The sequence below is a fragment of the Microbacterium sp. 2FI genome (assembly GCF_005502885.1).
GTDB lineage: Bacteria > Actinomycetota > Actinomycetes > Actinomycetales > Microbacteriaceae > Microbacterium.
In genome coordinates this window covers 1-18,258 of the sequence record NZ_SCMR01000028.1, presented here as the reverse complement: position 1 = coordinate 18,258, position 18,258 = coordinate 1, and the positions used below count along the sequence as shown (strand labels likewise).

General features: G+C 70.4%; 14 protein-coding genes. 7 read left to right on the top strand and 7 right to left on the bottom strand.

Annotated elements, in window-relative coordinates; translation table 11 throughout:
- Positions 1–34: 34 nt before the first annotated feature.
- From recQ to FFS15_RS17025, 4 genes are all read right to left on the bottom strand, one after another.
- On the bottom strand, positions 35–2,086 hold the full coding sequence (gene recQ / locus FFS15_RS17040; RefSeq protein ID WP_137846248.1) for a DNA helicase RecQ: 2,052 nt from the start codon (positions 2,084–2,086) through the stop codon (positions 35–37).
- Between the two features lie 187 nt (positions 2,087–2,273).
- Positions 2,274–2,810: a DUF1697 domain-containing protein gene (locus FFS15_RS17035; protein WP_137846247.1), complete on the bottom strand. Its 537-nt coding sequence runs from the start codon at positions 2,808–2,810 to the stop codon at positions 2,274–2,276.
- Positions 2,811–2,988: 178 nt separating this feature from the next.
- Positions 2,989–5,526, bottom strand: a complete 2,538-nt coding sequence (locus FFS15_RS17030; RefSeq protein WP_137846246.1) for a DEAD/DEAH box helicase — start codon at positions 5,524–5,526, stop codon at positions 2,989–2,991.
- 84 nt (positions 5,527–5,610) lie between these two features.
- Positions 5,611–6,519 (bottom strand): SGNH/GDSL hydrolase family protein, encoded by a 909-nt coding sequence (locus tag FFS15_RS17025; RefSeq protein WP_171013255.1) that lies wholly within the window; start codon positions 6,517–6,519, stop codon positions 5,611–5,613.
- Between the two features lie 181 nt (positions 6,520–6,700).
- Here FFS15_RS17025 and FFS15_RS17020 point away from each other — a divergent pair, with 181 nt between their 5' ends.
- Both FFS15_RS17020 and FFS15_RS17015 read left to right on the top strand, forming a co-directional pair.
- Entirely contained in the window at positions 6,701–7,021 is a 321-nt protein-coding gene (locus tag FFS15_RS17020) for a GNAT family N-acetyltransferase (RefSeq protein WP_349290471.1), read from the top strand.
- Positions 7,022–7,031: 10 nt separating this feature from the next.
- Complete coding sequence (locus FFS15_RS17015; protein ID WP_137846243.1) at positions 7,032–8,018, top strand: pirin family protein; 987 nt, start codon at positions 7,032–7,034, stop codon at positions 8,016–8,018.
- Positions 8,019–8,076: 58 nt separating this feature from the next.
- On the opposite strand, the gene FFS15_RS17010 is transcribed toward FFS15_RS17015, so the two are convergent.
- The gene (locus tag FFS15_RS17010) at positions 8,077–11,085 is read right to left on the bottom strand and encodes a S8 family serine peptidase (RefSeq protein ID WP_171013254.1); all 3,009 of its coding nucleotides are present in this window, start codon (positions 11,083–11,085) and stop codon (positions 8,077–8,079) included.
- Positions 11,086–11,226: 141 nt separating this feature from the next.
- Between FFS15_RS17010 and FFS15_RS17005 the strand changes: the two genes are divergently transcribed.
- From FFS15_RS17005 to FFS15_RS16985, 5 genes are all read left to right on the top strand, one after another.
- Positions 11,227–11,778 (top strand): ECF transporter S component, encoded by a 552-nt coding sequence (locus FFS15_RS17005; protein ID WP_137846241.1) that lies wholly within the window; start codon positions 11,227–11,229, stop codon positions 11,776–11,778.
- A gap of 76 nt (positions 11,779–11,854) precedes the next feature.
- Positions 11,855–13,690 (top strand): ATP-binding cassette domain-containing protein, encoded by a 1,836-nt coding sequence (locus tag FFS15_RS17000; protein WP_137846240.1) that lies wholly within the window; start codon positions 11,855–11,857, stop codon positions 13,688–13,690.
- Complete coding sequence (locus tag FFS15_RS16995) at positions 13,687–14,535, top strand: energy-coupling factor transporter transmembrane component T (protein WP_137846239.1); 849 nt, start codon at positions 13,687–13,689, stop codon at positions 14,533–14,535. The genes FFS15_RS17000 and FFS15_RS16995 overlap by 4 nt, the downstream gene beginning before the upstream one ends.
- Before the next feature lie 98 nt (positions 14,536–14,633).
- Positions 14,634–15,518, top strand: coding sequence for a siderophore-interacting protein (locus FFS15_RS16990; RefSeq protein ID WP_137846238.1), 885 nt, complete (start codon positions 14,634–14,636; stop codon positions 15,516–15,518).
- Positions 15,515–16,087: an ECF transporter S component gene (locus FFS15_RS16985; protein ID WP_137846237.1), complete on the top strand. Its 573-nt coding sequence runs from the start codon at positions 15,515–15,517 to the stop codon at positions 16,085–16,087. Before FFS15_RS16990 ends, FFS15_RS16985 begins: the two co-directional genes overlap by 4 nt.
- Positions 16,088–16,162: 75 nt before the next feature.
- Here FFS15_RS16985 and FFS15_RS16980 read toward each other — a convergent pair whose 3' ends face one another.
- Positions 16,163–17,329 (bottom strand): acyl-CoA dehydrogenase family protein, encoded by a 1,167-nt coding sequence (locus FFS15_RS16980; protein ID WP_137846236.1) that lies wholly within the window; start codon positions 17,327–17,329, stop codon positions 16,163–16,165.
- A gap of 101 nt (positions 17,330–17,430) precedes the next feature.
- On the bottom strand, positions 17,431–18,258 hold an 828-nt coding region (locus FFS15_RS16975), incomplete at its 5' end, for a M15 family metallopeptidase (protein WP_137846235.1).

Sequence of the window (18,258 nt, the reverse complement as noted above, 5' to 3'; positions counted from 1 at the left end):
CGCGGGAGGCTGCACCCGCCGCGTCAGGCCGGGATCAGGCCGCCGCGATCACCTCGAGCACGGCCTCGCCGTAGGCCTCGCGCTTCTTGGCGCCGATGCCGCTGACCCCATCGAGGTCGGCGAGGCTCTCGGGACGCAGTTCGGCGAGTGCGCGGAGCGTCGCGTCGCCGAAGACGATGTATGCCGGAACGCCGAGCTCCTTCGCGACGGCCGCCCGCCACGCGCGGAGGGCTTCGAAGAGCGGCTGGTCTGCGGCATCCAGCGAATCGGATGCCGAGGCCTTGCGAACCCGTGTCGTCGACTGCCTGCCGAGCACGTCTCGCCGGAGGGGTACGGGGCCGGCGCCCCGCAGCACCTCGGCGGCCGGCTCGCCGAGGGCGAGCGTGCCGTATTCGCCCTGGGCGACGAGGATGCCGCGTGCCAGCAGCTGCCGGATGACACTGCGCCAGTCCTGCTCGCTGAGATCGGCGCCGAGGCCGTAGGTCGAGAGCGCGTCGTGTCCCTGCTGGCGGATGCGCTCGGTGGAGGCTCCGCGGAGGATGTCGATCAGGTGGCCCGCACCGAAGGCCTGCCCCCGCTCGCGCTGCAGGCGCACGATCGTCGAGAGCAGCTTCTGCGCAGGGATGAGCCCGTCCCACGTCTCGGGCGCCTCGAGGCACGTGTCGCAGTTGCCGCACGCGCCGGATTCCTGGCCGAAGTAAGCGAGGAGGTTCTGGCGGCGGCACGCGACCGTCTCGCACAGCGCGAGCATCGCATCGAGGTGCTGGCCGAGCCGCATCTTGTACGACCGCTCGCCGGGCGACATGTCGATGAGGCGGCGCTGCTGCACGACGTCGCCGAGCCCGTATGCCATCCAGGCCACCGACGGCTCGCCGTCTCGTCCGGCGCGACCGGTCTCCTGGTAGTACCCCTCGACCGACTTCGGCAGGTCTATGTGGGCGACGAAGCGCACGTCGGGCTTGTCGATGCCCATGCCGAAGGCGATCGTGGCAACCATGACCACGCCGTCGTCGCGGAGGAAGCGGGACTGGTTCGCCGCCCGCGTCTCGGCGGGGAGACCCGCGTGGTACGGCAGGGCGTCGATGCCCTGGGTGCGAAGGAAGTCGGCGGTCTGCTCGACCGACTTGCGGCTGAGCGCGTAGACGATGCCCGCGGGCTGCTCGTCGGAATCGACCGGTCGCATCGAGCGGATGAAGGCCACGAGCTGCCGGCGCGGATCAGTCTTCGCGTCGATGCGGTACTGGATGTTGGGGCGGTCGAAGCTCGCCACGAAGTGCCGCGCGTTCGGCAGGCGCAGCCGCTCGGTGAGCTCGCGGTGGGTCTCGCGGGTCGCCGTCGCGGTGAGCGCCATGCGCGGCACGCCGGGGAACCGCTCGGCGAGGTCGCCGAGCGCGAGGTAGTCGGGGCGGAAGTCGTGCCCCCACTGCGACACGCAGTGCGCCTCGTCGATCGCGATGACGCTGAGCGTGCCGCGCTGGAGGAGCTTGGTGGTCGCCGTGGCCGAGAGCCGTTCGGGCGCGACGTAGAGCAGGTCGAGCGTTCCGGCGAGGAACGCCTGCTCGACGGCCGCACGCTCGGTCGGCGCCTGCGTCGAGTTGAGGTACGCCGCGCGCACGCCGTTGGCGAGCAGCGCGTCGACCTGATCGTGCATCAGTGCGATCAGCGGGCTGATCACCAGCCCCGTGCCCGGACGCACGAGCGCCGGCACCTGGTAGGTGACGCTCTTGCCGCCACCGGTCGGCATGAGCACGACCGCGTCGCCGCCCCCGACCACCTGGGCGACGATGTCGGCCTGGTCGGCGCGGAACGCGTCGTAGCCGAAGACCTCTTTGAGCACGGCACGCGGGTCGGCGCCGGTGAAGTCGCGGTGCTGCGGGAGATCGACGGATGCCGCACCCGCGGCGGGCGCGATGCGAGTGCCACCCGGTGCCGCGACGAGCCCCGCGTGGCGGCCCGCGCCGGCCGTGGCGCCGGCCGACTGCATCCATTCTTCTTCGGGCGGAGCCCACGAGTCATCGGGCGGCGGGGCGAACTCGTCGGGATCCCACGCGAGATCGGCGTACGGGTCGCCCTGCGGAATGGTCACTCGACCCAGGGTAGCCGCGGCATCCGACGCCGACTCCCGACCCCGCGCAGATCCGTGGCATGCGAATGGAGCCGATGGCCTGGGGAGGAGGCGCCGCGCGCGCCGCGCTCCCAGGAGAAGTCGCGCTGCACAGGACGAATCCAGCCGGATCCTCCTGTACAAGCGCGATCCTCCTGTGGAGCGAACCTCAGCACCACTTCGCGGCGAGCGTCGTCACGACGTTCAGGTTGCGGTTCGTCGCGACGCCGAGCAGCTTCGCCGCGCCCAGCGGATCGACGCCGCCCTCCTGATACCCGGGCCCGAGCAGCGCGTGGGCGGCGCGGCCGCGAACGACCATCTCGCCGGCGTCGGCGGTCGTCCCCTCGACCCGCTCGATGACCGCGGCCGACGGCTCGTCCTTCATCAGGTACACGTAGTGTCGCTCGAGGTCTGGCCTTGCCGCGCTCAACTCGGCCCCCTCGCGCGCGATCGCGGCGAACTCGGCCTGGCTGAAGACGATGGTCGGGACGTCGAACCCGCGATCGGCCGCGAACGCCTTCTCGAGCACCGCCTCGATCTTGGCGCGCGAGCGCATCGGCGTCGCGAAGCGCACGTTGCCGGTGTTGATGTGGGTGGCGACGTCGGTGAACCCGACGGACTCGACGCAGCGCACGATGTCGCCCTTCGGGAACTTCCGAGTCGGCCCGAGGTTGATCGCGCGCAGGAACGCCAGGTATGTCGGCATGACGCCATCATGACGGATGCCGGGGCATCGGCATCCGCCTGTCGTCGACGCACGCCGTTCAGAATTTAGTCTCTGCACCGACTCGCGCGGGTCGACGACGGCGTGTCGCCCCCTCCGGCAGACGTGCGGACTGAATGACGAACCCGATGACCTCGGGAACCGGCCGGGCGACTGCGGGCTAAAGCCGCACGACCTCGGTCACCCGCACGACCGCGGTTCCGGCCTCTTCGGACGCGGCGAGGTCGACCTCGCCGCGGATGCGCCAGTCGTGGTGGCCCTCGGGGTCGTCGATCGTCTGCTCGACGCGCCAGAGACCGGATGCCGCGGCATCCGTCTCATCGACGGTGACGAGCCTCGGCGACCGCGCGGGGCCGCCGGTGAGGATCTCGTCGTGCTCGTCGAAGTACCTGTCGAGGACTGCCGGCCAGTCCACATCGGGGTCGAGCTCTGCCAGCTCGTCGTCGCGCTGGAGCGCCGCCAGCTGCACGCGGCGGAACAGCTCGTTGCGCACCAGCACCCCGAACGCGCGGCGGTTCGTGAGCACCGAGGGCGGGGCGGGCGGCACGACGGGCGCGTCGGGATCGGCGACCGGGTTGATCAGCGCCTCCCACTCGTCGACGAGGCTCGAGTCGACCTGGCGCACGAGCTCGCCGAGCCACGCGATGATGTCGAGCAGGTCGGAGGTCTGCGCCTCGGTCGGCACCGTCTGGCGGATCGCCCGGTACGCGTCGCTCAGGTAGCGGAGCACGAGCCCCTCGCTGCGGGCGAGCTGGTAGTGCTGGATCATCTCGGCGAACGAGAACGCCCGCTCGAACATGTCGCGCACGACCGACTTGGGCGACAGCTCGAAGTCACGGATCCACGGCTGGCTCGACGCGAACACCTCGTAGGACTGGGCGAGGAGTTCGTCGAGGGGCTTGGGGTGCGTGATGCCCTCGAGCAGCTCCATGCGCTCGTCGTACTCGATGCCCTCGCGTTTCATCGCGGCGACGGCCTCGCCGCGCGCGAGGAACTGCTGCTGCGACAGCACCGGCCGCGGATCGTCGAGGGTCGCCTCGATGACGCTGACGACGTCGAGGGCGTAGTGGCCGGTGCCGGCAGAGCCCACCTGGCCCTCGGTCGCGCCGTGGCGCAGCTCCGTCTCCGGGTCGAGCAGGCCGATCGCGGCGAGCGCGAACGGCGACAGCGGCTGGTTCAGCGCGAAGTTCGGCTGCAGATCGACCGTGAGGCGGACTCCGCCGTCAGGACCGACCACGACGACGTCGGCGGCCAGCAGCGTGCGGAAGATCGCGAGCGCGCGGCGCGCGAGCTCGAACTGACGCGCCCGCGGTTCGTGGTTGTCGCGCACAAGCGAGCGCACGTTCTGGAAGACGTCGCCGCCCCGCGCGATCACGTTGATCAGCATCGCCGCCGTCAGCTGCAGCTGGGGCACGAGCGGTTCGGGCTCGGCATCCACGAGGCGCTCGAAAGTGGCCTCGCTCCAGTTCACGAACCCCTGTGGCGCCTTCTTGCGCACGACCTTCTTGAGCTTCTTCGGGTCGTCGCCGGCCTTCGCCAGCATGGCCGCGTTCTCGACCTCATGGTCGGGCGCCATCACCACGACCGTGCCGGCAGTGTCGTAGCCGGCCCGACCCGCGCGACCTGCGACCTGATGGAACTCGCGGGCGCTCAGCTGCCGCATCCGCTGTCCGTCGTACTTCGCCAGGGCCGTGATCATGACCGTGCGGATGGGCACGTTGATGCCGACGCCCAGCGTGTCGGTGCCGCAGATGACCCGCAGCAGGCCCCGCTGTGCGAGCGTCTCGACGAGCCGGCGGTAGCGGGGGAGCATACCGGCGTGGTGCACGCCGATGCCGGCGCGGACGTACCGCGACAGCGTCTTGCCGAACGCCGTCGTGAAGCGGAAGCCGCCGATCGCCTCGGCGATCTCGTCGCGCTGCTCGCGCGAGACGATCCGCACGGAAGACAGCGCCTGCGCCCGCTCCATCGCCGCCGCCTGCGAGAAGTGCACGATGTACACCGGGGACTGATTCGTGTGGAGCAGGTCTTCGACCGTCTCGTGCACCGGCGTGCGGGCGTAGGTGAAGTGCAGCGGCACCGGTCGCTCGACGCCGGTGATGCGGGCGGTCGTGCGGCCCGTGCGGCGCGAGAGGTCGTCGGCGATCGCGGTGACGTCGCCCAGGGTCGCCGACATGAGGATGAACTGCGCACGCGGAAGGAGCAGCAGCGGCACCTGCCACGCCCACCCGCGATCGGGGTCGCCGTAGTAGTGGAACTCGTCCATCACGACCTGGTCGGCGGCAGCATCCGCTCCTTGGCGAAGCGCGACGTTCGCAAGGATCTCGGCCGTGCAGCAGATGATGGGGGCGTCGGGGTTGACCGACGAGTCGCCGGTGACCATCCCCACGTTCGCGGCGCCGAAGATGTCGACGAGCGCGAAGAACTTCTCGCTCACGAGCGCCTTGATAGGCGCGGTGTAGTAGCTGCGGCCGCCGGCGGCGAGGGATGCCGCGTGGGCGGCGACCGCGACGAGCGACTTGCCGGTGCCGGTCGGCGTCGACAGGATCACATTCGCGCCTGAGACGATCTCGATGACCGCCTCGTCCTGCGCCGGGTACAGCGTCAGCCCCCGGCTCTCCGCCCATTCGACGAAGCCGAGGTACGCCGAGTCCGGATCGGCGCCGCGCGGCACGGCGTCGAGCAGGGAGAGCGGCATGACATGAGTCTGCCAGGCCGAGTGGCGAGACTCGGCCTGGCAGACAGTCGGAAGGAGCGGATGCCGCGACCGCGGCGTCCGGCCCTACGGCACCAGCGCCGCCCCGATGGTCGCAGCGAAGGCCTGGAGGCCCGCCGCGTTCGGGTGCAGGCCGCGGTCGACCGGCACGCCTCGGATGAGGCCGCTGATCCAGCGGTCACCCGTGTCGCACAGGCGGTGGGTCTGGAACGCCGGGTCGACATCCACGAACAGCGTTCCCACCGGGTCGGTCGAGGCGAAGAGCCACGTCGCACCCGCGATCGCGTCGTTCAGCCCGGGCATCGGGTCGCTTCCGGGCGGGAACGGGTCGTCGACGGCGCCGTCGAGCGCGCCGTTCGCCATGACGGTGAGCGATGCCGGCAGCTTCACCGACGAGCCGCCGAGGTTGCCGATGCTGCAGCTCTTCGTGACGGTCCCGAACAGCTTCGGATAGCCGGTCACGACGATCACGGCGTTCGGCGCGGCCGCGCGAATCCCCATCAGGAGTCCGTAGATCTTGCCGGGCACCGTGGCACCGGCCGCCGCCATCGCCTGGACGGCCAACGCGCACTGCGCTTCCATGCCGGGGGCGGCACACACGGCGAGCGCCTGCTGCCAGCCGAGATCGTTGATGCCGGCGGTGAGAGTGACGAGCTCCGTGCCGGGTCCGATATCGCCGTCGAGCTGCAGCTGACCGAGCTGCATCGCGACCTGGTCGGTCGTCGCGGCGGTGCAGGCAGCCGAGACCAGGTCGCGTCCCGTCGCCGCGGCCAGCAGCTTCGGATACGACCGCGCCGACTGGAGGCACACGGGGTCGACGTAGGGCAGGTTGCCGTTGCCGGAGGCCATCGAGTCGCCCAGGGCGACATACGACGCCCCCAGGTGTCCGTCGGCGGAGGCAGCCGGCGCCGCGGCGATGCCGATCGTGAAGGTGAGCGCCGCGGCGGAGAGCACGGCGATGATGCGTCGTTTCATGATTCCCCTTCGAATCCTCTGTTCGGACCGATCGGCTCCCCCCATGGAGCCGGTCCCCGGAATGAAAGCCGCGGACGAGGCTGACGATAGACCTCCACCGGCCTCGGCACCAGAGGCCCCGCATCGGTGGCGGAATCGCCGGGCCGACCCGTACGTTGAGAGACACGACGGAAGGAACCGCGTGAGCGAGATCGACGACCACATCACCGTGACCAGAAACGACGAGGATCGACGCTACGAGATCCACGTCGGCGACGTGCTCGCCGGCTTCACCGCGTTCCGCATCGACTCCCGCGGACGCCTCCTCTTCCCCCACACCGAGGTCGATCCGGCCTTCCGCGGGCGCGGGATCGCGCAGCGGCTCGTCGCCGAGGCGATGGCCGACGTCGCGAGCCGCGGCGAGACCGTGGTCCCGCACTGCACCGTCGTCGCGCGATACCTGCGCGAGAACGAGGTGCCCGGCCTCGCGATCGACTGGCCGAAGGTGCCGCACCCCGAATGAGCGCACACTCATGACAAGACTCGACACCGACGACGCGGTATCGGTCGACTCCCCCACGGAGTGCGACGGCCCACGCGCCCTGCTTCTTGAAGCCCGCGAGGTGCCGCTCGGCGGCGTCCGGGCGATGTCGGTGCGTCGCGCGCTCCCCCAGCGCGACCTGCCGCTCGTGGGGGCATGGTGCTTCCTCGACCGATTCGGTCCGCAGGTCACCCGCATGCGCGTCGAGCCCCACCCGCACGTGGGCCTGCAGACGGTGACGTGGCCCTTCGTCGGCGACGTGCGCCACCGCGACACCGTCGGGAGCGACGTGGTCGTGCGCCGCGGCGCGCTCAACCTCATGACGAGCGGCTCGGGCATCGCGCACTCGGAATACTCGGTGGGCGAGGATGCCGCACCGCTCGACGCCCTGCAGCTGTGGGTGGCGCTGCCCGAATCGCGCCGCCACGGCGCGCCGGCGTTCGAGCAGCACGACGATCTGCCGCTGGTGACCCTCGATGCGGTCGCAGGGGATGCGGCATCCGCCGTCGTCGTCCTCGGCGAATTCGCCGGAGTGCATTCGCCGGCCACCACGTACACCCCGATCGTCGGCGCCGAGGTGCAGATCGCCGCCGGCAGCCGGGTGCGTCTGCCGCTGCGTCCCGACTGGGAGTACGCGCTCGTCGGCGTCGACGGAGACGCCGCCGTCGCGGCATCCGCCGACGGGACCGTCGCCCTCGACGACGCGCACCTGCTGTACCTCGGCATCCACCGCGACGCGGTCGAGGTCGCAAGTGAGACCGGAGCGACCGTGTTCCTGCTCGGCGGCGAGCCGTTCGAGGACGACATCGTGATGTGGTGGAACTTCGTCGGCCGCTCGCACGACGAGATCGCCGACGCGCGCGATGCGTGGGAGGCGGACTCTCCGCGGTTCGGGCACGTCGTCGGCCACGCCGACGAGCGGATCCCCGCGCCGCCGATGCCGGCCGTGCGTCTCACCCAGCGGCGCCGGCGGCTCTGACCCGTAAGAACGCGGAAGGCGCCCGGGCCGAAGCCCGGGCGCCTTCCTTTTGCACCTGCTACGGAACGTCGACCGAGACGACCGTGCGAACCTGCGAGTCGCCGTAGCGGACGACACCCAGGTAGCTGCCCGCGTCGAGGCCGGACCACGACACGGTGTACTGCGTCGGCACGCCCTCGGTCACCGGGAGCGGGTTCGGCGTCGCCGTGAGCGCGCCCTCTCCGCCCGGGGTCACGACGGCGCTCGTGCCCTGCCACGTGAACGGCGCGGTGTAGGAGTAGACGTGCGCCTCGACGAGGTAGGTTCCGGCAACCGGGGCCGCGAGCTGGACCGACTCATCGGCGGATGCCGAAGCCGACGTCCACGACTCGTAGTAGCGCCAGTCGGTCTCGCTGACCACGCGGTACACGAACAGGTCGAGGTCCGATCCGGCGTCGTCCGCCGAGTCGAGCGCGAACTGCGCGAGCTCGGCACCTGCGGGCACCGTCACCGTGTAGTAGCTGTAGCCGTCTTCGGCGGCACCCGTCGTCTCGTCACCGTCGACCAGCACCTCTTCGCGGGCGAGGCCTGCGAGGTTGAGGGCGAGGTCGCCCGAGACACCCGGCGTGATCTCGACCTCGACGCTGCCGTCGGCACCGCTGCCCTCCACCGCTGCCGGAGCATCGGCGGTCACCGGGAAGATCGCGATCGGCGAGCGCACCGAGGTGTCGCCCGAGGTCCACGTGAGCGATCCCGTGGTCCACGCCTCGACGTCGGCGTCACCCTTGGTGAAGGTCACCGTGAACGACTTCTTCTCGCCGGCAGCCCCGAAGGTGAGGGTGCTGGGCTCGACGACCGCATCGATGCCGGGAAGATCGACCGCTGCGGTGAACGTGCCCGCCTGGGTCGCGGTCACCGTGCGCGTGACGGTCTGCGGACCCGACAGTGCTCCGATGCCGAACGAGGCGAGGTTGAGGTCGCTCGGGTCGATCGGGGAGACCCCGAAGTCGAAGAGCTCGAGACCCTGCAGGTACGCCGCCCAGTCCGCCGGACCGTTGAGGTACAGCAGTCCCGCGTCGAAGTACTTCGTCGGGTCGACGTGACCGGCGCCCTGCGCGAACGGATCGGTGTTCGCCGAGCCGTCGGCGTTCACGGTGTCGTAGGCGGTGGTCATGAGCGCCGACTTGATCTCACCGGGCGTGGCCAGCGGCCGCTCGCCGAGATAGAGCGCGCCGAGACCGGCCACGTGCGGCGACGACATCGACGTGCCCGACTTGAAGCCGAACTGCGGCTTCTCCTTCGGGCCGTTGTGAACGGCTGCGAGGATCGCGACACCGGGCGCCGAGACATCGGGCTTGATGACGTCACTGCCGTCGGCGAGCATCGGGCCTCGGCTCGAGAAGCCCGCAACCTGCGGCGTGGGCGTCACGACACCGGTCGTGTTCTCGCCGACGAGGGTAGCCGTCGGCGCGGCCGTGTTGCGCACGTAGTCCAGCAGCGGTGTGCGGTGCTGGGCGTCGATGTGCACGGTCGGAACCGAGTGGAAGTCGTTGTCGAGCGAGCTCGGCGTGACGTTGACGAGGATCATGCCGATGCCGCCGGCCTCGGCGACCGTCTGCGACTTCTCGACACGCGCGTTGGTGCCGCGGTCGCAGACCACGATCTTGCCCGCGACCTTGGCCGCATCGAGGGTGTCGGGGAAGCAGAGTGCGGCCTCGGCCGGCGCTGCGCCCGCGGCGACCGCGTCACCGGAGTAGACGACGGGTCCGGTCACCGATTCGCCGAACGGCACGCTCACCGACGCACCCGCGGCCTGGAAGCCGTTCGGGAGCTCGACGGTGCCCTCATAGGTCGGGATCGTGGATGCCGCGACCGTCGTGTACCAGGGCGACGCGTGGTCGGCCGTGGCAGCACCCGGGCCGGAGTTGCCGGCGCTCACCGCGACGAACACGCCCGCCGCCGCGGCGTTGAAGAACGAGATGTCATCGGGCTGCAGGACCGAGGTGGCCGAGCCGCCGCCGATCGAGTAGTTGATGACGTCGACGCCGTCGGCGACGGCCTTGTCGATCGCCGAGAGGAGATCGCTCAGGGCGCAGATGTCGTCCGAGGTCGCCAGCAGGTCGGGACCGACATAGCACGCCTTGTACGACGAGACCTTGGCCGCCGGTGCGACACCCGAGATCGGGCCGAAGTCGACGCCTTCGACGGTCGTGTCGACGCCGAAGTTGCCGGCTGCCGTGCTGGCGGTGTGCGAGCCGTGGCCGTCTCCATCGAGGGGCGAGAGGTAGTCGTAGCTGAAGTCGAACCCTGCGGCTTCTGCACCCGAGCTGAAGTACTGGGCGCCGACGAGCTTGGTCGAGTAGTCGAGCTTGTTCCAGCTCTGGCCGATGACGATGGGGCTGCGGAACTGCTTGCCGTCGGACTTGTCGAAGACGATGGTGTCGCCGCCGACCGTGTACGGCTCGGCGCCGGGCTTCTTCTTCAGCGGTGCGCCGGCGAACGACGGGTTGTCGGCTGCGATGCCGGTGTCGACGACCCCGACGACGATGCCCTTGCCGGCTTCGGAGACGCCGCCCACGGCATCCCATACTCCGCCGGTTCCGGCGTCGCTCGACCCGAGCCCGAGGAACTCGGTCGACGGGACCGCCTGCGGGTACCGGACCTCGTCCGCGTAGACACCGAGCACATCCTTGTTGCCGCGGAGCTCGGCGACCTCGTCGCTCGTGAGGTCGGCGCTGAAGCCGTTCAGTGTCACCTGGTAGGTCGCGGCAGGCTCGACGCCGGCGTCGGCGGCGAGCGCCTTCTGCTCCTTCTTGAGGTGCGCGACGTACTTCTGCGAGTTCGACGAGTGAGCGTCGAGCTGGCCGCCCTTGTCGGGTTTGGTGCGCGCGATTCCGCTCGTTCCGCCCTCGTATGTCGCCAGGGGCGCATCCTTCAGCAACACGATGTAGCGGCCGGCCGGCGCGTCGATCGGCACGGGTCTGTTCACCTCCTCCGGCGCGGCACCGAAGCTCGCGGTGGCAGCGGACCCGGTGAACAGTGCGGCGAGTGTGACGACCGCGGCTGCTCGGACGGAGGTACGACCCATGAATGGCCTCCCGTTCGGAGATGTGCAGGGACGTGCGTCTCCTCGTGGAGGCGCAACAGGCTCAAACGTAACTTTCAGCGAACTCATAGTTCGTGAGGACTCGATGAGAAAAGCAGCGTCCCAGGCCAGTACGCTGTGCAGGTGGCGAACCGATCCCGACTCTCGACGAGCGTTCTGCTCACCTGCGCCGCGATCGGTGTCGCGACGGGTGTTCTGCAGGCTGCCGCCGGCGCGATCAGCGCACCGGTCTCGGCAGCTCTGCCGATCCTCTACGGCCTGGTGCTCGGCGTGCACGTGCTTCCCGGCGTCATCGCCCAGGAACTGCTGCGCGCACCGTGGGTCGCCCTCCTCACCCACCTGGTCGCAGCCCTCGTCGCGAGCGCCGTGGTGCCGCTGTGGATCGGCCGCTACATCGGCACGGCGCTCCTGATCGGCGGGCTCCAAGAGCTCGTCGCGGCCATCGCCCGCTACCGCCACTGGGAGCCGTGGCGCTTCTTCGTCTCGGCGGTCATCGTCGGCGCCGTCATCGCGGTCGCGATCTGGTTCGCCGCCGACGTGTCGAAGTTCGCGCTGTGGGGTCAGATCGTCTACGTCGCACTGTTCGTGATCGGGCCGGTGCTGTGGACCGCCGTCGGACTCGCGATCGGCGCGGCGCTCCGGCGAGCCGGCGTACCGCGACGCCCGGCAGCCTGATCGGACGCCCGCTCGCCGCCCGGGTAAGGGTCGGCTAAGTTAGGAGTGGCTTAGTTCACTCCTGCCGGGAAGATCCGTGACCGCACTCGAGCGCGACCCCGCCGCCGCGCTCGCGGCGGCCTCTGACACGCCGCTCGTGCGGGTGCGCGGCCTCGCGATCACCCATGACGGCGAGACCGTGGCGGCACCGGCATCCGTCTCGTTCGATCTCGCCGCCGGCGAGGTCGCCCTTCTTCTCGGGCCGAGCGGATCCGGCAAGTCGACGCTCACCCTCGCGCTGAACGGGCTCATCCCGCACGCGGTGCCTGCCGAGGTGACCGGAATCGTCGAGATCGACGGCATCGACACGACCGCGACGACGGTCGCCGACCTCTCGACGCGGGTCGGCATGGTCTTCCAAGACCCCGACGCGCAGCTGGTGACGGGGACGCTTCTCGACGAGGTCGCGTTCGGTCCCGAGAATCTGCGGATGCCGGTGGCCGACGTGCTCGAGCGCGCCGAGGCCGCGCTCCGCCGTGTCGGGCTGTGGGAGCGGCGCGGCGAGAACCCCGACCGCCTGTCGGGCGGCGGGCGTCAGCGGCTCGCGATCGCGTGCGCCCTCGCGATGGGGTCGCCGCTGCTCGTCCTCGACGAGCCGACCGCCAACCTCGACCCCCGCGGGATCGAGGAGGTCTACGCCGCGCTCGCCGATCTCGTCGCAGGCGCCGAGCGCGCCGTCCTGCTCGTCGAGCACAACCTCGACGCGGCCGTCGGGTTCGTCGACCGGGTCATCGTGCTCGACCAGGGCGGGCGCGTCGTCGCAGACGGCTCGGTCGATGCCGTGTTGCGCGAACGCGCCGGCGAGCTGCACGCGATGGGCGTGTGGCTGCCGGTCTCGACGATCGCCGCGCTGCGGCTGCGCCGCGCCGGCTTCACGCTCGATCCCCTGCCCCTCACGCCGGCCGAGCTGCACGCAGCGCTCGAAGGCGAGCCTGCGCCCGTGCCCTCCGCTGCCGGTTCGCAAGTCCGGATGGATGGGCCTTCCGCCTCCGAAAAACCCCCGGCGCGCAGCATCCATCCGGAGTTGCGAACGGTGAGCGGCCCGAACCGACCCCTGATCGCCGTCCGCGGGCTGACCCTCCGCCGCGGGCACACAACCGTGCTGCACGACATCGACCTCGACGTCGCCGGGGGCGAGTTCGTCGCGGTCGTCGGAGCGAACGGAGCCGGCAAGACGAGCCTCATCCAGGCGCTCGCCGGGGTCGTCACCCCGCCGCGCGGCACCGTCAGCCTCAGCGACCCGTCGGGCTCGAAGGACCGCCTCGACGTCGGTCGCGCGGATGCCCGCACGCTGGCATCGCGCGTTGGCTTCGTGTTCCAGAACCCCGAGCACCAGTTCATCACCCACACGGTCTTCGACGAGGTCGCGCACGGGCTGCGACAGCGCCGACTTCCGGATGCCGAGGTGCGCGAGCGCACCGAGGCGCTCCTTCACCGCTTCGGGCTCACCGACAAGGCCGGATCGCACCCGTTCCTGCTCTCGGGCGGGCAGAAGCGCCGACTGTCGGTCGGCACCGCCCTGGTGGCGGGTGCGCCCCTCCTCATCCTTGACGAGCCGACCTTCGGGCAGGACCGCGCCCGCGCGGACGAGCTGCTGACGCTCCTGCAGGAGCTCAACGACGAGGGCACGACGATCATCGTCGTCACCCACGACATGCAGCTGGTGACCGAGTATGCGACCCGCACGGTCGTGCTGAGTGAGGGCCGTCTCATCGCCGCGGCCCCCACCGCAGAGGTGTTCGCCGATGCCGATCTCATCGAGCGCGCGGGGCTGCGGCTGCCGCCGCTGCGGCGCGCTCTGCAGGGCCTCGCGCAGCATCCCGAACTCGCTCGCGCCGCGCGCCTCGCCGACCTTCCCGGAGGTGAGCGATGACCGCGACCGGACCGGTCCTCACCGCCCAGGCGCCTCGCGCCGCCGTCGACCCGTACGCCGACCGCATCCACGCGTCGCCGGTGCGGTTCCTCTATGGCCTGAACCCCCTCGCGAAGCTCGCCGCCCCGCTTCCCGCGATGGTGCTGCTGGTCTTCGTGCGCGATGCCGCCACCCCGGCCGCCTTCGTGCTGCTCGCGTACGCCGTGCTGCTCGTCGGGGTGAGCTTCACGCGCCGGCTCGCCGTGGTGCTGCTGCTCGCCCTGCCGCTCGGAGCTGCGGCGATCGGCTTCGGCTTCGCGCTGTGGACGGATGCCGCGCGCGTCGACCAGTCGGTGGTCGTCTTCCAGCTCGGATCGTGGACGCTGTACGGCGGTGCGCTCGCGGTGGGCTTCGCGACGGGTCTGCGCATCGCCGCGATCGTCGCGCTCACGCTCATCACGGGGCTGTCGACCACCGGTCCCGACCTCGTGCGCGCGACCGTGCAGCAGCTGCGCGTGCCGTACCGCATCGGCTACACGGCGCTCGCGGCCTTCCGCTTCGTGCCGCGCTTCGGGCACGAGCTCGACGTCATCCGCCAGGCGCACCGCGTGCGCGGAGCGCACGGCGGGCGGGGCCCGATCGCCGCGGTCGCGCGCTGGTTCGGCTACATCGTGCCACTGCTGGCCGGCGCGATCCGTCATGCCGAGCGCGTCGCGCTCGCGATGGACGCGCGCGCCTTCGGCGCCCACGCCGACCGCACCGAGCGGCACCTCGTGCCGTTCCGCGCCCGCGACGTGGTCTTCATCGTGCTGTTCTGGATCGCGTCGGCCGCGATCTTCACCGTGTTCTTCCCCTGGGGCCTCTGAGGCCCTGTTCTCCTCGCCGAGACTTCACAGCTGTCACCGAACAATCCCGCCGAGCTCACATCTGTGAAGTCTCGGCGCCCACCCCGGAAGGATGAGACATGGCCCTCGCCAGTCGACTCGTCAAACCCGCCTCGCAGGGACTCGTGCACCTGACGGTGCTCCGCCGCGAGCGCCTCTCACCGCACTGGATGCGCATCACCTTCGGCGGCGGTGAGATCGAGCGCTTCGAGGCGATGGGCTACGACCAGTGGTTCCGCCTCTTCCTGCCGCTCGGCGGCGACGAGGGACTGGAGCGCCTTCCGGCCAAGGCCAACAAGATGTTCGGCTATCTGCGCTACCTCCGCATCCCCGACGGCGTGCGGCCGGTCATGCGCAACTACACCGTGAGGACCTATCGTCCGGCAACGCCCGACTCCGGCCCCGAGATCGACATCGACTTCGTGCTTCACGGTTCTGCAGCCGAAGGAACCGCCGGCCCCGCCTCGCGCTGGGCAGAGACCTGCGAGCCGGGCGAGAGCGTCGTGATCATCGACGAGGGCCTGGCGTTCAACCCCGAACGGGGCGTCGATCGCGTGCTGCTGGTCGCCGACGAGACGGGTCTTCCCGCCGTCGCCGGGATCTGCGCGTCGCTCCCTGCGCACGCCGAGGGCCTCGTCATCGTCGAGGTGCCCGAGGCCGCCGACGCAATCGCATTCGACCATCCGAAAGGCATCGAGATCCGCTGGATCGTCCGCGACCCGGCCGCGAAGCCGGGCGAGCCGGCACTCGCAGCACTGCGCGCGCTGACCGACTCCGAACTGCCCACCGCCCCCTTCCACGCCTACATCGTCGGCGAGCAGGCGCTGCCGACCGAGGCTCGACGGCACCTCGTCGCCGACCGCGGCGTCGCGAAGGACCACATCAGCTTCTGCGGGTATTGGCGCGTGGGCGCGGCATCCCCTACCCCGAAATCCCAGCTCGCGGATGCCGAGGCCCACGCGTGAGCCGCGTCTCGACCGTCTACCTCCTCACGTGCGCGGCGATCGGGGTCGCCGGCGGCGCGCTGCTGTGGGGCGCGGGCTGGGCGTCGACCGCGCTGTTCGCGGTCGTGCCGTTCCTCTCGGTCGGAATCGCGGGCCTGTGGCTGCTGCCGGCGACCGTGGCCCTGCGCCTCCTCGAGCGGCCCGGCGCGGGCATCCTCGTCGGACTCATCTCGGGCCTCGTGGCCTTTCCGTTCCTCGGGGCGGCGCTGTGGTGGGCTTTCTTCGCCGAGCTCGCCTTTCTCGTCGCGCTCTACCGGTCGTGGAGCACGTGGCAGTACTACGCGGGCGCCGTCTTCGTGGGCGCGATCTATCCGGTGCTCGCGGCCGAGTCGTTCAACCTGTGGGCGATGCAGCCCTGGGCGCTCGTCGCCTTCTTCGCCCTCACGATCGTCGGCTGTCTCGTGGGCGTCGGGCTCGGCATCCTGATCGCCGATCGCCTGCGCAGAGCGGGCGTCGCCAAGCTCGCCCGCCGTCGCGGTCTCGCCGCGCGCGGCCTCGGCGCCGGCAGCGGTCCCGCGGGCCAGCACTGACACCACAGACGACGGATGCCGCGACCGGCGCCTTCGAAGAGGCGCGGGTCGCGGCATCCGATGTTCGAATCGAACCTACTTGCGCTTGCCGACGATCTGACGGCTGACGAGATCGCGCATGATCTCATTCGTGCCGCCGTAGATGCGGTGGACGCGGGCATCGAGGTAGGCGCGCGCGATCGGGTACTCGGTGATGTAGCCGTAGCCGCCGTGCAGCTGCACGCCGATGTCGAGGAGCTCCGCTTCGCGATCGGTGGTCCAGAACTTGACCTTCGCGGCCTCTTCGGCCGTCAGCTTCTCGTCCTTGTAGAGCATCATCGCGCGATCGACGTAGGCCCACATCACGTCGACCGTCGTCGCCATGTCGGCGAGGCGGAAGCGCGTGTTCTGGAAGTCGGCGATGCGCTCGCCGAACGCCTCACGGCTGAGCGTGTACTCGCGCGTCCACGCGAACGCGGCCTCGCCGGCGGCTGCCGCCGCGACGCCGATCGAGAGGCGCTCGAGGGGCAGGTTCATCATGAGCTGGATGAAGCCGAGGCCCTCCTTGCCGCCGATGAGGTTCGCTTCGGGCACGAAGACATCGACGAACGACATCTCGGCGGTGTCCCAGCCGTGGAACCCCATCTTCTCGAGCTTGCGGCTGTGGTCGAAGCCCGCCATGCCGTCTTCGAGGATCAGCAGGCTGAACGCATCGGGCCGGTTGCCCTCGCCGGTCTTGACGAAGGTCACGACGATGTCGGCGGTCTTGCCCGACGAGATGAAGGTCTTCGCGCCGTTGACGATGTAGCCGCCGTCGACCTTCTTCGCCGTGGTCTTGATGCCGCGGAGGTCGGAACCTGCGCCGGGCTCGGTCATCGCGAGCGCGCCGAGGATCTCGCCGGTCGCCATGCCGGGGAGCCACTTCTCCTTCTGCTCCTGCGTGCCCATGTGCACGATGTAGGGCACGGCCAGGTCGTCCTGGATGCCGAGCGCACCGGCGAGCGAGCCCTGACCCACTCCGATGGTCTCTTCGAGCACGATCGAGCGGAAGCGGTAGTCCTGCAGCATCCCGGCGCCACCGAATTCCTCGGGAACCGACAGGCCGATGATGCCGGCCTCGCCCGCCGCGAGCATGGTGGCGCGGTCGACCTCGCCGTCGGCCTCCCACTGCTTGCGCTTGTCCTCGGTCGCGTAGCGCTTGATGAACTCCTTGACGACGTCGCGGAACGCCTCGTGGTCCTCGTCGTAGATGTCGCGCTCCATGGCGCCTCCTTCTCGTCTTCGAGCAAAATCGCCGAGTGGTCGGCCGGGTGGGATTGCATCCCACGAACCAGGGTACTCAGTTTCACCCTGAACGGATGCCGCTACCCGACGTATCCGGGTGCGGGATCGAGCCCGAAGAACGCCTCGAAGCTCTTCCACCCGCCCTGATGATAGGCCTCGGCGAGCGCCGTGCCGACGTAGCGGAGGTGCCACGGCTCGGGCAGGTACCCGGTCGTCTCGGTCTCGCCCTCTTCGTACCGCACGATCCATCCGTGCTCCCACGCATGGGTGGCGAGCCACTCGCCCTGCGGTGTCGCGGCGAGGTCGTCGAGCCCGCCGCACCCGCCCGAGCAGGCCACGACATCGGCGGTGAGACCGGACTGATGCTCGCTGAATCCGGGGCGCGCGCTCACGAGGTCGGCCCCTTCGACGCCGCGCATGGAGACCTGGTTGCCGTACGACGTCACCTGGGTCGTGTACGAGCGGAACCCGCTCTCCATCGCGAGTTCCCCCACGCCCGCGTCGCGCGCAGCACGCACGAGCGACGAGAGTGCGGATGCCGCGTCGGAGCGCAGCGATCCACCGGAACGGTTCTGAACCCCTTCGGGCGCCACAAGCCCATCGGGCCAGTAGTCGATCGGCACGTACGGGCGGGCCTTGTTGACCACGACCCACAGCCGCGCCGGGTCGTCGAGCGCGATGCACGGTGCGGCGTCGGCTGCCACTGCAGCGCGGAATGCCTCGCCGCCGCCCGCGGCCTCGATCACGGCGAGGTCATCCCCCGCCGCGACGGCAGCGGTGACGTCGGGGAGCGTGCAGATGTCACTCGTCGCCTCGCGCTGGGCGATGCTCGGCACAGGAAGCGCATCGACGCGCAGCAGTTCGACGGCGGGGGTGGGGCTCGGGCTCTTATACACATCTCCGAGCCC